This is a genomic window from bacterium (assembly GCA_009926305.1).
GTDB lineage: Bacteria > Bdellovibrionota_C > UBA2361 > UBA2361 > RFPC01 > RFPC01.
In genome coordinates this window covers 1-16904 of the sequence record RFPC01000002.1, presented here as the reverse complement: position 1 = coordinate 16904, position 16904 = coordinate 1, and the positions used below count along the sequence as shown (strand labels likewise).

Here is a 16904-nt window from a genome sequence, read left to right as displayed (position 1 = left end):
TTCGAACGAGAAATAAAGCCATTTTCGTGGAATTTGGCGGTATCCCAGTGTGAAGGATACGTACAGAGAAGTGGCGAGAGAAGCTTCATATCAGATACTCTTCTCTGGCGAATTTTGCCATACTGTGTCTATTCTTACGCAGTAAATCGGTGAGTTTAATACGGAGTTAGCTAAGTATGGAAGCTGAAGGGGGAATTCTCTCAGGTGGAGTGTTCGAGATGGTCGCGGGCTCAGGCCCCATTGTACAATCCGTACTATTTATTTTGATTATTCAATCCTTGTTAAGTTGGGCAATTACCATTGGCAAGGTACTTCAATTTCGAAAAACTACTCGTCAATCGGAGGAATTTCAAGAGGTGTTCTGGGAGAGTCGTGATATTGGTCGCGCAAACAGCTCAACCAGAAGACTACTCGATGGATACGTTACCCAGCTTTTTGTCGCTGGTTTTCGAGAACTGAACCAACTTATCCAAAAAATGAATTCCACAGGGCGCCTCGTGGAGATACAAGACCTTGATCCGGTCAAAAGGGCAGTCGAAAGAGCTGGGCTTCAGCAAAGCCATCGGTTAGAGCAAGGCGTGACCTTTCTGGCAACTACGGCCAGTTCCGCCCCGTTCATCGGATTATTTGGTACTGTTTGGGGTATCATGAATGCGTTTCACAGTTTGGGGAACTCCCAGCTTACTACCATCCAAGCCGTAGCGCCTGGGATATCGGAGGCGCTCGTTGCTACCGCCATCGGTCTTGGCGCGGCAATACCTGCTGCTATCGCCTACAACTACTTTACGGTAGCAATCCGTAGAGCTCGAGAGTCTATGGATCGCTTTCAGGAGGAATTCTTAGTGGTTGTCGGCGAGAACCTTGCTTAGTACGCGTTGAAGAAAGGATTAAGAAGTAAATGGCACTTTCTGGACCTGGGGGCGAAGGCCCTGTAGCAAATATTAACGTAACGCCACTCGTGGACGTCATGTTAGTACTCTTGATTATTTTTATGGTTACTGCTCCGATGCTCCAACAGGGTGTTGAAGTAAACCTCCCTAAAGCGACTACCGCTCCTTTGCAAGGTGACTCTGAGCAGGTAGTGCTGTCTGTAGATTCTACAGGAAAGCTTTTTCTCGGCTCTGGCAATGAAGTCCCACTCTCCCAACTTGCAGACAAGGTTAAAGCTGTCATGTTAGCAAAAGGGGGCGTACAGAAGATCTACATTCAGGGAGATACTGCCATCGACTATGGAACTATCATGGAAGTAATGGGACGGCTGCATCGGGGAGGCATTACACAAATTGGTTTAATATCAGATCCAGCACCTCCCCAAAAATCAGAGAGCAAAAGAAGATAAGAGGTCACTTGGTCATTCTTATTAATAGAGACAGTAGTAAGTTTCATTGTAAGGGTAAGTTTTTTAGCTGTGTTTAAGGGTAGTGACTATCAGCTTGGCTTTGCCGCATCACTCGTAGGACATCTCCTCATATTTCTCCTTTTCATCGGTCTGGGCGGGGGTATCAGTAACTTCGGTGCTCCTATTGTCTACTCCGTTAGTATAGAGAGTGGAGCGAAGCGAGGAGCGATTTCTCAGGCCCCAAAACAAACAAAAAGGAAGAGTGTTCCCACCCCAAGCATCAAACAACCAAAAAAAACAGCAGCTGTAAAAGAGAAAGTGACACATGCAAAAGAAAAGGCTGAGGTAGCTCTTCCGAAAAAGTCGGTGAAGGTAAAGGCAACACCAGTTCCGGTGAAGGTAAAACCCGAAAAAAAGAAGAGTACCAGTAAGCCGAAGCCACCCAAGAAAGAGGTAGTGGCTAAATCTTCTTCGAAGAAGAAGCAGGTCGTAAATAAAAAGAAAGAAAGCTCTCAGAAAGAAAAGGCTCCAACATTGGATGAGATTAACAGTGCGCTTGAACGGGCAGTAAAGAAATATACTGGTGAATCAACGGATGCAGGTGGGAAGGGATACGGCTCATCTGGTCAGGGTGGAAACGGCTTTGGTGGAGGGGAGTCCCGACCGCCGGAGTTTTTTCAGTATCAAGAGCTACTCGAGCAGTATGTAAAGAGTGGTTGGGCATGGCACGATCCGACTGCTGCGCTAAAGGCTAGCGTATGCTTTGAGCTGTCTCCCGAAGGAGGGCTTATCTCCGTACGGTTATGTAATCCCTCAGGGAACCGAAAATACGATGAATCCGTGGTACGCGCTGTTCAAAAAGCGGATCCCGTCCCGCCGCCACCGGCTACCGTTTATAAATATTTTAAAGAGGTGCGGATGACGTTTTCTCCTCAGATATACTGATTCTCCTCAGATATGCTAAGGCTCTTTCGCTCTATAAAATCTTCTCCTCCACTTGTCCAAATCGATACTGTTTCGTAGTCTTTGAGGGTATAAATTACGGTCTCTACAGCTGGACTCCTATGATACAAGATACCCTTTCCGTTCTAAGAACTCCCTGTAAAGAGGCTTCTCTCTTCCAAAGGGTTTGCGTAACACACCGAACGTGGTTCACCCCAAGTGACTCGTTATTTCTCTCAACACGAATTCTCTCGACACTGAGTATCTATTTCCTGTGCTTTTTGGGAATGTATACTTCTGGCTTTTTGCCGCAAGCTTTCGCCCAGACTGACATTTTTGTTCAGGGCTCCGGAAAGAAATATCCCATTGCGATTCCAGTTCTTTGTGCCCCTCAAGGTGCGCACTCTGGAGCGGAGAATCTTCCAAGGGCAGTATCGAAAAATCTGAGTTCCTCAGGATTCTTTCATGTTATTGACCCGAAAGCCTTCATCGAATCCCCTGGGAAGTGCCTCGAATCACCAACTGCCTTTGCTTTTTCGGATTGGTCAGTGATCGGCGCAGAGGGTCTCGTCAGAGGAACATTGCAAGAAGTTGGAGGACGTCTGACTCTGCAAATGTACCTGTTTGATGTCCAGCGCCAAAAAATTGCATTCGGGAAAGAATACGAGGGAAGTTTTGCACAACTCTCAGAGATAGCCGACCGCTTCTCGAATGAAATCGTTCAGTATTTCACGGGAAAATCTGGGGTCTTCGGGAGTAAGATTGTTTTTGCTTCGCGTGTTGGTAGGTTTAAAGAATTGTTTCGGATGAATATTGATGGCGGCGAGGTGCGGCAATTAACCGATGAGCGTGGACTTACCATCGCCCCAGCATTTCATCCAAATGGCCAACAAATTCTCTACACAAGCTATCAAAAAAGAATCCCTGAGTTGTTTCTCTATGATTTCGATCGTGACCAGTCTCGTCCCATTACATCTGGACGCGAACTCGAAATTGGAGGGAGCTTCTCACCTGATGGAAAAAGCCTGATTACTGCCGTTTCTTTAGGTAAACAGTCTCATATTGTTCTTATGCGCCCTGATGGCACACCTGTTCGTAAGCTAACCTCTCAGTATGGAGTAATCGATGTGTCTCCGAAGTGGTCTCCAGATGGAGAGCGAATAGTATTTTGTTCTAACCGCTCTGGGGGACCACAGATTTATGTGATGAATAAGGATGGCGGTGATGTACAGAGGGTGAGTTTTACAAATGCGAACTACTGCACCTCACCTGACTGGTCGCCGACCGGAGATCGGATTGCTTATGTCTGTCGTTCTGATGGTGGCTATAATATATTTACTTCTCAGCCCGATGGCACCGATCCTCTTCAGCTTACAAGCTCGCACTTCAATGAAGACCCAGAATGGTCTCCAAATGGGGAGGAGATTGCTTTCTCTACTACTTATGGTCGAACAGGATCGTACAACATCGCGATTATGAGAGCCGATGGAACCGGATTCCGACTCCTTTCAGATTCTCGAACTGATGACACGGATCCGGCGTGGGGACCTGTGCCTTTTTCGTAAGTATCTTCTCTCGTAGAATCAGCAAGTAGTATTTTCAAATTAAACTTTGTTCATACGCGAAAGCTTCCTATACTTGCAGTGTTCACGACTGCAAGGAAAAAGTAAGACGGATATCTCATGGACCAAGAAAGATTAATAGGAGATTTCTCCTCTGGGGGCTCAACTTCTCCTACGATCATTGTCATGGCTGCCCTACATGGAAATGAACCAGCGGGTGTTATAGCTGCGAAGCGAGTCATTTCTCAATTAGAGGTTGAAAACGTCGGGTTTTCTGGGCGCTTAATTGCGATTCATGGAAACCTAGCTGCAAGCAAAGCAAACGTACGATACCTCGACTATGACCTGAATCGACTTTGGGGGAAGGAGCCTCTTGCCGACCCAGTGATCAGGAAAGGGTGTCGCGAGTTAGACGAGCTACAACAGGTGAAAAAGCTCTTTTTGGAAGTGGTGAGTGAAGCAAAAAAGACCGGGCCAGTTTTTTGCCTAGATCTGCACACGACCTCGGGTCCATCGGCTCCATTTCTTGGTGTAGCGGATAATCATTCGTGCCTCGATTTTGCGAGACATTTCCCGCTGCCTCGCATGCAAGGTCTGGAGAAACAGGGAATTAGCGGATTATTCTATTTATATGCCGCTCAGCAGGGCATTCATACCGTAGTCGTGGAAGGCGGACAGCACGAAGCTCTGCGCTCCATTGATAACCTCGAGGCTGCGATTTGGAATGGATTACTAGCAGCAGGTTCCTTAGAAGGTCATTGTCTGACAATGGTCCAAGATAAATACCGAGAATTACTTCGCTCTCAGACTGCTCATCTGCCTGAGTGTTTTGAAATTAGTCATATCCATAGACTAGAAGAGAACGACGGGTTTAAGATGCGCCCCGGCTTTAGTAACTTCCAAAGCATCTCCGAAGGGGAGCACTTAGCCGATGATAATTCTGGGCCTATTTCTTCACCGTTTCGAGGAATGATTTTCCTTCCACGCTACCAGCCCACCGGTTCTGATGGATTTTTCCTGATCAGGGAGGGGGACAGTGATTAGAGGGCTTACGCACTCCTCTCGTTGCTGGAAGCCTAGAACCACGTGTTCCGTCCTGAGATTGGCTTTCAATACTTCTTAAAAACACTCTCTCGTGAGGAATTGGTATGCCCATCGACATATAGACACCCGTTTCGTGATTTAACACCTTGAAATTCGGCTGTTAGTATGTTGTAAACATAGGGGATTTCTTAAGAAAGGTTCAGGACTTCTCAGTTGCAAGGTTCCATGCGAAACCAGGCATCTTGGTAAGTGCAGGCATCTTGGTAAGTGCAGGCATCTTGGTAAGTTCTTGAGAAACAGCCGGAAAAGTATTTTGGAGAGTCACAGAATGAAATCAGTCAGATTAATAGTACTTGCTGCGAGTGTATTTTTTATTTCCGCATGTACCTGTACCACTAGGCCGCGTTCAATAGGAAACGTTCCTTATGCCGAAGCAGGTAGGGTGTTGAAAGATGTTCATTTTGCCTTCGATAAGTCTGATCTTACGAGTGAGGCTAAGGAGAGCTTAAAGAATAGCGCGAAATGGCTGAAGAGCCACTCTGGCGTAGACGTTACCCTTGAAGGTCACTGTGATGAGCGTGGGACACGGGAATACAACCTCGCGTTGGGTCAACGTCGTGCTCAGTCTGCTTACGACTATCTTCGAGGCTTAGGGATTGAGAGCGATCGTATGAGCATGGTGAGTTATGGGGAAGACCAGCCACTTGCTCCGGGTCATAACGAGTCTGCATGGTCTCAAAACCGCAGAGTGCATTTCCGGGTGGAAAAATAGTTCTGCTCTTTGAGATTTGACTTGTTTGGTAGCTAGCTGGGATTTTTCTCGGTGTAGTGAGACAGCAATAACGGCGTCTAGCTGGGCGGTGTTCGACCTTGGCTAGTCGCCGTATTTTGTTCTCGCGAAGGCAATCTGTGCGTTGTGTTTATTCATCTTCTTCCTTTAGACTGTAGACCACTATGAGATTATCTCTATATTTGCTCGTTTGCCTCTTAGCGCTTCAGAACTTTACCACTGGTTGTTCTTTCCCTGGACAATTCTTGGGTCGTATCGACAGAATTGAAAATGGACTCGATGACATGCGAGGCGTACAAGCAGAGATTGTTGCGAGAGTTGATGCTCTGGAGGACCGCTCGAGAAGAATCTCAGGGAGAATAGAAGAAGTCGAGTTCTCTCAAGCACAAAGATTCAGTGGTGATGTTAATACTCTTAAGGCAGATTTATCTCGCCTTCAAAGAAGGATGCCACCTCCAGCACTCGTCCCTCTCATTGCCCTTGAGGCTGATGAGATATTTGTTTCCTCACTAGAGCCTGAATTGGCCCGTGTTTTCATGAACGAGCTGACTCGAATACGCACTGGAAACTATCAACTAGCACTTCCAGGATTACAATCCCTTGTTACTAGTGATTTACTCCCTGATATCCGCGCTAGGGCGCTTTTCTGGGTGGCGGTATGTCATGAGGGGATCGCAAACAATCCTCAGGCGCTCTCGTCGTATCTTTCTCTCGCGAATGAATTTGCATCGCACGATCGGGCACCTCTAGCACTTTTTCGGCAAGCCTCGGTTTTGATTCGAATGCGAGATATGAATACAGCACGATTAACCCTCCAGAAGCTCATAGCCCAGTTTCCAGCATCACCCGAAGCGAAAGATGCTCGGGAAAAATTAAAAACACTTCAGTAGTTGCTGGGTATTATGTTAAGGCTTGTTAGAGCTCCGTCAGCCTTACATGAAAATGAGTTGTCGCATTCTGCCTGCACAATAGGGAGCTTCGATGGGCTTCATAAGGGGCACATCAGTCTTATTCGTAAAGTTGTAGCGACCGCGAAACGCAAACATTATGCTCCAGTAGTTGTTTCATTTTACCCCCATCCGCTCTCTGTTCTGCGTTCCGACTATAACCCCGAAAAAATCTCTTCACTGAGACAAAAAATGCAAATACTCGAGAATCTGGGAGTTGAGGCTTTCTACTTGATTCGCTTTACTCCGGAAGTTGCTGCGATGTCACCCGAAGAATTTGTTCAGCGGTATTTGATAGCGAATTTAAACTGCAAAGCACTTGTTGTTGGATCAGATTTTTCTATCGGAAAAAACCGCAGCGGCAATACTGAAGTGCTGAGAGAACTATGCAACTCAAGAGGGATGCTTTTCGAAATTGCCTCGCTACTTCATTGCGCAGATAAAGAAAAAATCGGCTCAAGAGAAATTCGTCGATTACTGAGGGAAGGAAACATAACAGAAGCCGAAGTACTATTAGGCCGTCCCGTTATCCTAGAAGGCAAAGTAGTAAAAGGGGATGGAAGAGGGAAGACGCTCGGTTTTCCAACGGCAAATCTCCATCTTCCATTTCCAACACCTTTACGACATGGCGTCTATGCAGCTCGTGCTACCATTGGAGAAGAGGCCAACCTTCCTGCCGTTGTGAATGTTGGAACTCGCCCAACCTTCCATACCCAGAAGGGTAAAACGCCGCCCCAAGGACCTCGTGTCTCGATTGAGGCTCATTTATTGGTTGAACGGCAACTTTCATGCTACGGAGAGATTCTAACCCTTGAGTTTTGTGCATTCTTGAGAGATGAAAAACGCTTTCCCTCAATAGAAGAGCTAAAAACGCAAATCCTCGCCGATATAAATCGCGCCCATGAGGTATTGCAATGAAGACCATTCATATTACGGTCCCAAAAGACTGTATGGGGCGAATTGACCGCATCTTGATTGATTTAATAAATATACAGGATGGAATCCAATTATCTCGCTCTCAACTTAAGCGACGTATTGAGAATGGATTGGTATTGCTCAATGGGATACCCGCTTCTAAGAGTGGAAGTATCGTATCTCCTGGTGATGAGTGCACGATACTTGAGTGGAAAGAAGAGCAAGATGCACTGCTCCAGCCATATGATTTACGCTTACCAATCCTTTTTGAAGATGAATCGATAGCAATTATTGATAAGCCTCCTCAGCTTACCGTTCATCCCGGGGCGGGAACTGGTCATCAGACTCTTATGAATGCTCTGATTGGCATGGGAGTGATTAATCCTCAACAGTTTCCAGGTAATCCTCGCCCAGGCATCGTACACCGCTTGGATCGAGATACCTCGGGCTTATTGATAGTGGCAAAGACACTACAGGCCCAAGCTGCTTTGTCCTATCAATTTCAAGAGAGGTCCCTTATTAAGAGATATACATCACTTGTGGTCAGAAATATGAAGGGCGGCCAACCCTTCGATAGAGAAGATTCTGGAAGTATCGACTCACCCATCGGGAGGGATAGTCATCACAGAACAAAAATGTGCATCCGAGAGGATGGTCGTGCCGCCAGAACTGACTGGGTCGTTCAGGAGCGTCTCCCTCACGCATATTTGCTACTGCTGACCATTCATTCTGGAAGAACTCATCAAATACGCGTACATCTTGATTCGGTAAATAGTGGTGTCCTGGGTGATCAATTGTACGGAAAATTTGATACCCTTTCACCAGCTGCGGGGCAGATTGTGGATACGCTTGGGCGACAAGCACTTCATGCATGTGAGCTTCACTTTAAGCACCCACAATCTGGCGAGACACTCTCTTATGTATCAGAGCTTCCTCATGACATAGAGGAAGCATTAAAGCGCTTTCGACAGCTGAACTGACCTATGAGTTTCCAGTTCGATCATGCAACTCAGCTCCTGTCTTCCAAGAATCTCATCGCGCACCTGGGTTGTACAGGATTCAGTGGATTCGGCGGAAGCGCTCTTACACAAACGGTTCATGATACTCGCGGCAGAATACATGGCACGACCCGTCTACTAGCACTTCATCAGGTACATGAGAACAATCTGATCGTGATAGACAGCCCCCATGACCTTGATAGGGCAGTGTTTTCAGAGGAGGATTCTCTTCACTACTATCCCATTTCGGCTGATGCGTGGTTTCTGTCCAGAGACGCATTAGTCGGTAGTGGCCTTGGTTTTTGCATTAAGACAGCAGACTGTCTACCGCTTCTATTTTTTGGAGCTCATTGGATTGCTCTGGTCCATGCTGGATGGAGAGGATTGCAAAACGGAATTATCGCTAAAACCCTTAGGCAGTTTGAACTGAAGAGCGACTGTCCGCGCTACATTGCCATTGGGCCGTGTGCCGATCCGATGCTGTATCAGGTTGGCGAGGAATTTCTAGAGCTCTTCCCGAAATCTACATTTCGCATGCCACATGGGGCAGTTCATCTCGATATGTATGCAGAAGCATGCTTTCAAATTCAACGAATGGGGGTTACTGCTCAAATTGAGAAAACAACTCTTCATACTATGAGTGACTCCCGCTTCTATTCACATCGACGGCACGCTCAACTCGCTCTCGAGGGAGGAGCTGCCACAATACAGGCTCGTAACTACTCCGTAGTTGGCTTTGATTCACACCGTTAGAATCAGCATTCGGTACTTATCTTCCCTTAACAACAGCCCTTTTTTTTAGACCGCTGTTTTGTTCGTAGAAAGTTCACCACCCACTCTTTCTGCTCGTTATTCTTGGGGGGTAGTCGTTATACAAGGGATTGGTCTTACGGAGACGCAGGTTAGAGAGGAGACGCCTGTTTTTTTCTGATATGGACAGTTACGCCTTGTTTTGAACGGCTATCCACTCTCAGAAGTACGCCTAATTTTATAGAGGAGTAGTCATGAATACCTCAGACCGTTTGGAACTTACCCGGCTCGCAAAAAATGATAGAAATGTACGCCGTTTAATTAAGAAGCATAAAGGCTATGAAGAACGGCTGCGACTTCTGGCAAAGAAAATTGGATTTACCAGTGAAGATCAACAAGAGATTACTCTCCTGAAACGCAAAAAACTACAAAGTAAAGATGAATTAGCTCGCATTCTCTACCAGTCGCGTCAACCGCTAAGAGAGGAATATTCAGAGGCTCTTCAATCTGCTGTCGGGATGTAGGGAATAGATTTCTCAGAACTGTCCGGCTTTACGCTATCCATCGGGGAGGGGAAGCAGAGTTTCTTTCTCAGTTGCCTCTGATTTCCACCTCCCAGATGCACAAACTGTGATCAACAGCGCAGTGGGGAAGCCTTTGAAGTTCTTCTTCAAAGACCATTATGCCGCACGCCGCCTCGTACTGATGCGATGTTGGGCATTCATGATTGCGTATCTTGTCTTATCGGGATCAAAGCCAAATCGTCGACAAATTGCCCGAAATGAGAAGATATATTCCTCTTCCTCTGAATTCATATATTCAATAGCTTCCTCTTTGAGTTCGCCCTTTGAATTATAGTCTTCAACAGCTCGAAGAATAATAGCTCGCATAAGCTCATGAACTGGATCGTATCCCTTTCCCCACGAGTGGGAGAGGTCCATTTGTGGTAGTCTTTCGCGGGTCATAATCTATGATCTCCAGTGCTTCATCCATGAATCACCTGTGCGAAAACCCCAAAAAAATGCCGTAGTACCTCCAGTTCTACCGCTTGAAGCATTCAGTGGTAGCTGGAATAGCTCACGGTGCCGGCAATTCCGGGAGCTTGTAAGGTTATGGCTGAGCGAAACACGCAGGTGCCTTAGTGGCAGCAAGTAACTGTAATCGTTATAGTTATTTGATATCGCTCTGCCTTTCTGTAGTTGAGTCGAAGATAATGCCCGCACGATATACCTGAGGATTTATATGTAGAAATCAGGATGTCTTCGTTATGATTCTGGGGGATGAACGTGAGAAATGAGACTATCTCAGGCGTTCCTTTTTGGAAGTGACAAAATGAAACACACTACTGCCCGAATATATCGTATCCGAATCACCATTGCCTTCTTTATGGTTTTTTTAGCCGCTCCCTTGCTGATTATTGCTGATACGCCAAAGGCTTCTCCCAACCTGCCAACAACAGAAGAGATTAAGGGAGAGATGCAAACGCTCTATCAATCTTTTCATCAGCTATTTAGACATTCCATTAATGAGAAGAAATTTCTTTCTGGGGAGATTGACGGGGAGATACAATCTCTGTTGGCCGACCTTGAGAATTCTTTTCATAAGGATGAATTAAGAAAATCGCGATTCTCCTCTGAACCAACCTATCGTTTTCTTTTACAGTCAATCGCAAGAATGGTTGAAGATGCAAATACTCGCTTCAAGGAAGGCGAACGGGGCTATGCGCTATGGCAGATAAAGAGCTTTAGCCAATACTGTATTTCATGCCATACACGACTAAAGGGCGCCGAGTTTCCGAATCCCTCCTTCGATGAGCAGTTCTTCTCTGAGATCAAGGATCCGCTGGTTATAGCCGACTATCTACTGGCATCACGTCAGTTTGAGCGGGCTGCCGCAGCTTTCCTCTCCATTGCTAAAAAGTCAGAGATCCCATACGAACGTGATCGGATGTTGGCAAAATGGCTCACTATTAAAGTTCGTGTGGGACAAAATCCCACGGTTATCCTAGAGGAGCTCAGAAACTATAAAAATGGTCGTAAACTTTCACGAAGAGAGAATAGTGAGTTGTTTCTTTGGGAACAGGGCCTAAAAAGGTGGGAAAAAGATGCGCAGACTCCGATTGAGAACTTACTTCAGTCTGGTCTCAACAAAGAACAGCAAATCAGTGGGGGAGGTGTTATAGAGCTCTTAAGAGTGACCGCAACTATACATCGTGAACTGAATGAGGGAACAACGTTACATGCCAAAAATGAAGCAGAGAAATTGTTGCTTCTTGCTCAAGCGTATCGTGAGCTACCAGGGTATTTCATGTATGAGCTACCAGAAATGCTCTTAGAGCGTGCCATTCGACTCCAAGCAGATACAGAACTTGCTCGCAAGAGCTTCCTCCTGTTGAGAGAGATTCTCATCGGTGCTTACTCTGGAAGCGGTGGAACATACCTTCCTGATGATGTAAAACTTCACCTCCGTGAGCTCGAAGATATCGCCTACGGAATCCCTGGACAAGAGACAGGCCGTGTTTAGCGAGCATGATCTACTCACTTTAGTCTCTTAACGGTGTAGTTTAAGAGTCCAGTAAGGAGCATGTGCGCAAACGACGAAAATTCCCTTGCTCGAGTATTCCCGTTTTCACCTCCACGACTTTCGCCAGCAGGAGATTGCAGGATTGCTACAGCGCTATTCAAGGCTTTTTCAGCCCTCTGGATCCTTTGCTCGGCGATCTGCTTAGCCTGTAGGACAATACCCTGACCATCTCCCTGTCGAAGATATTCCAGCGCATCCTTTACGATATCCTCCGAGGGAGGAGTTTCTGATAAAAGAACATCCTTTGAGAACGAGTCGCCGGATTCAAGCCAGAGAACATTAATAATCGAGGGCTTCTGTTCGACGAGATCTCCGCCACATCGCTTGCCTAAAAGCCCCTCATCCGCAACAACATCAAGAACATCATCGAGGACTTGAAAAGCAATGCCGAGCTCTATCCCGAAGGTTTTGAGTAAGGCCTCGACCTCTTTGGGCACATTGGCAATATGGGCTCCTGATACAGCGGCTAGTCCAAAGAGCGAGGCCGTCTTTTTTTCTGCAATCAAAAGGCTCCTTTCTTGGGTACATATTTGTTTCGATAGCGGTGCCTCCAGAATTTCTCCCTCTGTCAGCTGCACGCACGCTGACTCTGTCTCTTGAACGATAAACTCGTCTAGGTGCGCGCAGAGCGAAAAGGCTCGAACCAGAAGAAAGTCTCCAGCTAATAGTGTGGCTGATTCTCCAAAAGTAATATGGGGAGAAGGTTTCCCTCTGCGGAGAGGAGAGTGATCGATGATGTCATCATGCAGCAGAGTAGCCATATGGATAAGCTCAATTCCAGCGGCAATATCAAACAACTCGTGTCTTGATTCTTGTGCAATCCCACACATATCAGCCGTACACAGAGTCAATGCAGGCCGAATTCGCTTCCCACCAAGCTCAAGGAGGTACTCGGGTATCTCCGTTAAGAGGCTGGCATTCGAGGTAAACTTCGAACGAATGAGGTTTTCTACTTCAGACATCCCTGGATAGGAAAGTAGCTGCGCTCCGAGCTTCGCCTGCGAGTCTGAATCTGGATGTGAATTCTCTCTTACAGAATTCTCTGCGACGTTTGATCCTCGATAATTACTAGCATTCTCTGACATAAATTATCATCCCCTTGAATGGACAAAGCATGCCACACTCTAAGACGAATTTGGAGTATTGGTGCAAGATTTTATTCTCTCAGATCAGACGAGCTCCGTATCCGAGTAAGATTAAGCGTTATCAAGATTCCCGAAGAGCTTTTCAGCTAAGGTCCAAGCGGGAGTAAGAGCTATAGATTTCATATCTGCCTTTTCATACAGAGAGAAGAGATATCCCTGAAGCTCACCGGAGAAAGTTGAGTTGTACTCCTTACATGAAACCGTTTTATTTTTAATTACTGCGATATACTCCCCGTGCTTGATAATAACCCAATGTCCCTCCCACTGAACTACATCTACGAAAGCATTTACCGTTCCATTCAATTCTCGCTTTTCTCCCGAGAGCCATGTAAACCCCGCCTCTTCGGCATTTCCCCTAATTACCTCCTGAGACTGAAGAAATGGATCACTCATCTGAAGTCCGATATCTCCATTTTTCGCCTGATAGGCGGCAAATTCCTTCGTTTGATATAAATCTTTTCCTGAACGAGAGCGCTTAAGCTCTGTGTTACAGAGCGTGCTTGCATGAAGGTCTGCAACATTGACAAGAAGTAAAAGAAACACATTGAAAGTGAATACTGATTTTTGAATTCTTGATAACATACGATATCCCCTGGCTCTCTGTTTGTTCTCAGACCTTGCATTTACTAATCATTAAAAATGAGCTTTCTGCTTCTATAAAAGGGGGACGAGTTATGCTCTTTCAGCGTGTTTGGTAACATTTATGGTAAAATTGGCAATTCCTCCTATGACTCTCTGAGAAAAGCAGTTAGGGGTCGTTAAGATATTCTATGGGGATTGGAGCTGATAAAGATGGGTTTACTGATGATATAGCTGTATGATGAGGATCGCGCTCGTCGTAGCAACAATAATGGACCCGAAAAGTCCCGCTAGGAGAGGAGTAAATCCCAGCTTTTTGAAAGCGTTTAATCGCGTATTGGCTCCAACTCCAGCCATACCGATGAGGATAAGAAACTTTCCTACATATACTGCTTGAGCACTGAATCCGTCTGGTAGTAGTTCTTCGCTATACAGAAACGCCATCAGGAAATATCCGAAGAGAAACCACGGAAGCGCCTTTGCTACCGAGTATTTCGCGTTCATACGGTTTTCGGAGGTTCCTTCAGCTGACGCAGGAGTAAACCAAAGAGCAACCCCGAAGGCGAGCGGAGCTATGAAGCAGTTGCGAAGGAGCTTCACGCCGGTAGCTGTTTTACCCGCAACTTCTGAGAACATAAAACCAGCACCCACAACCTGGGGAGTAGAGTGAATTGCCGTTCCTGCGAAGATTCCAAAGACTTCATCTGATACTCCAAGTGATTGAGCGATGGTTGGATAGAGGACGAGTGCCGCGATACCCCAGAGAGCAATTACTCCGATAGCATAGCTTGTCTCTTCCTCACTCGCCTTCATCAATGGTGCTGTGATTGCAATAGCGGTACCACCACAAATCGTAGTACCAAGACCGAGGAGAAGTGCTAACTTTGGAGGCAATCGCAGAAAATACGCGAACAAGACGATAGCGATAAGACCTGTAAGCATTGTTCCGACGACTATGAGCAAAAGAGCGAATCCCTGCTCGAAGAACTGGTAGTAATTGAAAGATGCTCCAAGAAGCACGATACCAAGTGCCAGAGGTTTTTCGAACGCCTTGACCCCAGATTCACAGGAACGAGGAATCGTTGAGCTGTTTGATAAAACCATTCCGATAACAATCGCAAGGATAGCTGCTTCAAGGGGATGCTTGCCAGCAACCTCGATCATGCTAGAGATTACAGAGGCGACCAGAGCTATCACCGCTAAGAGGCTCCACCCCGTTACGTATTGACTGTAGGAGGAAAGTAACATGGGTATCTTCTTAGCACATTGAAGTTTGGGGCAATAGCCGCCATCACGCCTGCATAAGGATAACTCGCGAAAGAAACATACAGGATTTGAAAATATGCAGGTGCATCACAAAATTTCACAGCTTTGATCAACTGAATAATTTAAGAGATAATTGGATCGCGAAAAGCCAAGACAAAGAAACCGTATAGCGAAACATGAGAGATCCAGTCAAAATTTAGAATGCAAAAGGGTAGGGCTTCAGTGCGAACAGGGGCTTCAGTGCGAACAGGGGCTTCAGTGCAAACAGGGGCTTCAGTGCAAACAGGGGCTTCAGTGCAAAAGGAGCTTCAATAGTGTGAAGAATGAATTGGCGTCCCCAAGGGGACTCGAACCCCTGTTACCAGCGTGAAAGGCCGGTGTCCTAACCACTAGACGATGGGGACGCCTGACTTGAGACCGTATGGATACCCACTAGAGAGGAGTTCGTCAAGAGATTGACTGAAAAAGGCGATTATGTCGGTACAGATTAGTGAGAATGAGCTGAATATGGCCGCCTCAGCGATTGGCATCGACCTGATGGGTATCGCTCCTGAAGCTGAACTGAATCATGAGGAGATTGCGCGTTTACGCCTCTGGCAAGAATCCGGCTATGCTGGCGAGATGTCCTATCTCCAGCGTGACCCAGCGGAGAGGGGAGAACCGACAAGATTCGTTCCCGGCACCACGACTATCTTAACCTTTGCCGTTCCCTATCGAGCACTTGCCAAGCAACCGCTTCAATTAGGATTTGGAAGAATAGCCCGATACGCTTTAGGAAAGGATTACCATCGGGTAATTAAGAAACGGCTACAAAAGTTGAAAGAAACATTCACCGACTCAGAGGAACTCATTTGGCGACCGGTAGCAGATAGCTTCCCCATTTTGGAGAGAGCCTATGCACAAAGAGCTGGAATCGGATTTATCGGTAAAAATACGATGTTAATACGAGAGAAAATTGGCAGCTTTTTTTTTCTCGGTGAAGTATTAACAAATATCAACGTTGTTCAGAAATCCAACAGGCTCGCTACTATTGATACCCAGTGCGGCTCTTGTCAAAAATGTATACAAGATTGCCCGACCGAAGCATTTGTTCAACCCTATACTATGGATGCACGAAAATGTATCTCATACCTAACAATAGAAAAGCGTGGAAAGTTTACGGAATGGGAGTCAAAAGCAGTAGCAGAGTGGTTATTTGGATGTGATATCTGTCAAGAAGTATGTCCCTTCAATCATACTCGTTTAAAGGGGGATCATATTCCAATATGGGAAGAATTTGATGGAAATCACAGTCAACTCGACCTGAAACCACTCTTTTATTTACGAACAGAGGAGGAATTTAGGGATCACTTCAAGGGAAGAGCGATTTTGCGAGCTGGAAGAGAAGGGCTGCTGAGAAACGCTCTCGCGGTCCTACGAAATACTAAGGCACATTCGACCTTCCTAGAAATTGGTGACTTAGCGCTCTCGGATGAGTCCAGCTATATAAGAGAAGATGCCCTGTTTACAGACGGATATTTGAAAAGCCTATAACTTTGTCTCGGTGTTATTCCAGAAGACAGAAGCGAATTTACTTCACTTCAATCGTGGTCGACGACAATGCGGTAAAACGAGGATTATTTACCGAGAATGTCTGTCGATCATCAACATCAGCAACATCAACATCCACCGCAACGGTGCTTGGGGATAGGAGTTCTGTTCCTTCAACCAAAAAGCTAATTTCAGCCTCCCGTCGAGATATCGGGATACTCGCCATATCTACATAGAAAAGGATGTACTGCACATTACTTCCATTGAAAGTACGAGCATCAATTAAAACATCATCAAGATCTCGACGAGAGAAAAGGGGGGTAGTCGTAAGGAAGTCGAGAGAATCTGGAATCACCAACTTAATAATCATCCCGTTAGAGTCCTCGACCTGAATATCTCGCAACTCTACCGTAACAAGAGACCTATCTCCAGAATCAATGGTTCTTGGGGACACCTGTATTGATGCTGCCGCGGGATTTCCAGCAGACGCAGATGGGCCACCTCCTCCGCCTCC

General features: G+C 46.2%; 18 protein-coding genes and 1 tRNA gene. 13 read left to right on the top strand and 6 right to left on the bottom strand.

Translation table 11 applies throughout. The features are described 5' to 3' along the window. Nucleotides 1–176: 176 nt before the first annotated feature. The 11 genes from EBR25_00500 to EBR25_00450 all read left to right on the top strand — a co-directional run bounded on the left by EBR25_00500 (nt 177) and on the right by EBR25_00450 (nt 9811). The gene (locus tag EBR25_00500; GenBank protein ID NBW39459.1) at nt 177–869 is read left to right on the top strand and encodes a Tol-Pal system subunit TolQ; all 693 of its coding nucleotides are present in this window, start codon (nt 177–179) and stop codon (nt 867–869) included. A gap of 29 nt (nt 870–898) precedes the next feature. Next, nucleotides 899–1339, top strand: a complete 441-nt coding sequence (tolR, locus tag EBR25_00495) for a protein TolR (protein NBW39458.1) — start codon at nt 899–901, stop codon at nt 1337–1339. Nucleotides 1340–1363: 24 nt separating this feature from the next. Further along, on the top strand, nt 1364–2284 hold the full coding sequence (locus EBR25_00490; protein NBW39457.1) for a TonB C-terminal domain-containing protein: 921 nt from the start codon (nt 1364–1366) through the stop codon (nt 2282–2284). A gap of 119 nt (nt 2285–2403) precedes the next feature. Continuing rightward, complete coding sequence (locus EBR25_00485; GenBank protein ID NBW39456.1) at nt 2404–3846, top strand: hypothetical protein; 1443 nt, start codon at nt 2404–2406, stop codon at nt 3844–3846. Between the two features lie 117 nt (nt 3847–3963). Further along, entirely contained in the window at nt 3964–4887 is a 924-nt protein-coding gene (locus EBR25_00480; GenBank protein ID NBW39455.1) for a hypothetical protein, read from the top strand. A gap of 328 nt (nt 4888–5215) precedes the next feature. Further along, the gene (pal, locus tag EBR25_00475; protein ID NBW39454.1) at nt 5216–5659 is read left to right on the top strand and encodes a peptidoglycan-associated lipoprotein Pal; all 444 of its coding nucleotides are present in this window, start codon (nt 5216–5218) and stop codon (nt 5657–5659) included. A gap of 182 nt (nt 5660–5841) precedes the next feature. Next, nucleotides 5842–6567, top strand: coding sequence for a hypothetical protein (locus tag EBR25_00470; protein NBW39453.1), 726 nt, complete (start codon nt 5842–5844; stop codon nt 6565–6567). A gap of 12 nt (nt 6568–6579) precedes the next feature. Next, nucleotides 6580–7542, top strand: coding sequence for a riboflavin biosynthesis protein RibF (gene ribF, locus EBR25_00465; protein ID NBW39452.1), 963 nt, complete (start codon nt 6580–6582; stop codon nt 7540–7542). Continuing rightward, a complete protein-coding gene (locus EBR25_00460; GenBank protein NBW39451.1) occupies nt 7539–8519 on the top strand; it encodes an RluA family pseudouridine synthase in 981 nt (326 codons plus the stop codon). The genes ribF and EBR25_00460 overlap by 4 nt, the downstream gene beginning before the upstream one ends. A gap of 3 nt (nt 8520–8522) precedes the next feature. Beyond that, nucleotides 8523–9290, top strand: coding sequence for a laccase domain-containing protein (locus tag EBR25_00455; protein ID NBW39450.1), 768 nt, complete (start codon nt 8523–8525; stop codon nt 9288–9290). A gap of 251 nt (nt 9291–9541) precedes the next feature. Next, a complete protein-coding gene (locus tag EBR25_00450; protein ID NBW39449.1) occupies nt 9542–9811 on the top strand; it encodes a DUF465 domain-containing protein in 270 nt (89 codons plus the stop codon). 156 nt (nt 9812–9967) lie between these two features. Here EBR25_00450 and EBR25_00445 read toward each other — a convergent pair whose 3' ends face one another. Continuing rightward, nucleotides 9968–10228, bottom strand: coding sequence for a hypothetical protein (locus EBR25_00445; GenBank protein ID NBW39448.1), 261 nt, complete (start codon nt 10226–10228; stop codon nt 9968–9970). Between the two features lie 352 nt (nt 10229–10580). Here EBR25_00445 and EBR25_00440 point away from each other — a divergent pair, with 352 nt between their 5' ends. After that, complete coding sequence (locus EBR25_00440; protein ID NBW39447.1) at nt 10581–11810, top strand: hypothetical protein; 1230 nt, start codon at nt 10581–10583, stop codon at nt 11808–11810. A 14-nt stretch (nt 11811–11824) separates the two neighbouring features. Here EBR25_00440 and EBR25_00435 read toward each other — a convergent pair whose 3' ends face one another. The 4 genes from EBR25_00435 to EBR25_00420 all read right to left on the bottom strand — a co-directional run bounded on the left by EBR25_00435 (nt 11825) and on the right by EBR25_00420 (nt 15264). Next, a complete protein-coding gene (locus tag EBR25_00435; GenBank protein ID NBW39446.1) occupies nt 11825–12955 on the bottom strand; it encodes a polyprenyl synthetase family protein in 1131 nt (376 codons plus the stop codon). Nucleotides 12956–13066: 111 nt separating this feature from the next. After that, nucleotides 13067–13597 (bottom strand): hypothetical protein, encoded by a 531-nt coding sequence (locus EBR25_00430; GenBank protein NBW39445.1) that lies wholly within the window; start codon nt 13595–13597, stop codon nt 13067–13069. A gap of 216 nt (nt 13598–13813) precedes the next feature. Continuing rightward, nucleotides 13814–14842, bottom strand: coding sequence for a putative sulfate exporter family transporter (locus EBR25_00425; GenBank protein ID NBW39444.1), 1029 nt, complete (start codon nt 14840–14842; stop codon nt 13814–13816). Between the two features lie 347 nt (nt 14843–15189). Beyond that, nucleotides 15190–15264, bottom strand: a tRNA-Glu gene (locus EBR25_00420). Between the two features lie 70 nt (nt 15265–15334). Between EBR25_00420 and queG the strand changes: the two genes are divergently transcribed. Continuing rightward, a complete protein-coding gene (queG, locus tag EBR25_00415) occupies nt 15335–16393 on the top strand; it encodes a tRNA epoxyqueuosine(34) reductase QueG (protein ID NBW39443.1) in 1059 nt (352 codons plus the stop codon). Between the two features lie 37 nt (nt 16394–16430). On the opposite strand, the gene EBR25_00410 is transcribed toward queG, so the two are convergent. Continuing rightward, nucleotides 16431–16904: hypothetical protein (locus EBR25_00410; GenBank protein NBW39442.1), on the bottom strand; the 474-nt coding region annotated here is incomplete at its 5' end.

Coding starts and splice junctions, on each gene's coding strand:
- EBR25_00500 (NBW39459.1), top strand. CDS start 177: ATGGAAGCTGAAGGGGGAATTCTCTCAGGTGGAGTGTTCGAGATGGTC.
- tolR (NBW39458.1), top strand. CDS start 899: ATGGCACTTTCTGGACCTGGGGGCGAAGGCCCTGTAGCAAATATTAAC.
- EBR25_00485 (NBW39456.1), top strand. CDS start 2,404: ATGATACAAGATACCCTTTCCGTTCTAAGAACTCCCTGTAAAGAGGCT.
- EBR25_00480 (NBW39455.1), top strand. CDS start 3,964: ATGGACCAAGAAAGATTAATAGGAGATTTCTCCTCTGGGGGCTCAACT.
- pal (NBW39454.1), top strand. CDS start 5,216: ATGAAATCAGTCAGATTAATAGTACTTGCTGCGAGTGTATTTTTTATT.
- EBR25_00470 (NBW39453.1), top strand. CDS start 5,842: ATGAGATTATCTCTATATTTGCTCGTTTGCCTCTTAGCGCTTCAGAAC.
- ribF (NBW39452.1), top strand. CDS start 6,580: ATGTTAAGGCTTGTTAGAGCTCCGTCAGCCTTACATGAAAATGAGTTG.
- EBR25_00460 (NBW39451.1), top strand. CDS start 7,539: ATGAAGACCATTCATATTACGGTCCCAAAAGACTGTATGGGGCGAATT.
- EBR25_00455 (NBW39450.1), top strand. CDS start 8,523: ATGAGTTTCCAGTTCGATCATGCAACTCAGCTCCTGTCTTCCAAGAAT.
- EBR25_00450 (NBW39449.1), top strand. CDS start 9,542: ATGAATACCTCAGACCGTTTGGAACTTACCCGGCTCGCAAAAAATGAT.
- EBR25_00445 (NBW39448.1), bottom strand. CDS start 10,228: ATGGACCTCTCCCACTCGTGGGGAAAGGGATACGATCCAGTTCATGAG.
- EBR25_00440 (NBW39447.1), top strand. CDS start 10,581: ATGAGACTATCTCAGGCGTTCCTTTTTGGAAGTGACAAAATGAAACAC.
- EBR25_00435 (NBW39446.1), bottom strand. CDS start 12,955: ATGTCAGAGAATGCTAGTAATTATCGAGGATCAAACGTCGCAGAGAAT.
- EBR25_00430 (NBW39445.1), bottom strand. CDS start 13,597: ATGTTATCAAGAATTCAAAAATCAGTATTCACTTTCAATGTGTTTCTT.
- EBR25_00425 (NBW39444.1), bottom strand. CDS start 14,842: ATGTTACTTTCCTCCTACAGTCAATACGTAACGGGGTGGAGCCTCTTA.
- queG (NBW39443.1), top strand. CDS start 15,335: ATGTCGGTACAGATTAGTGAGAATGAGCTGAATATGGCCGCCTCAGCG.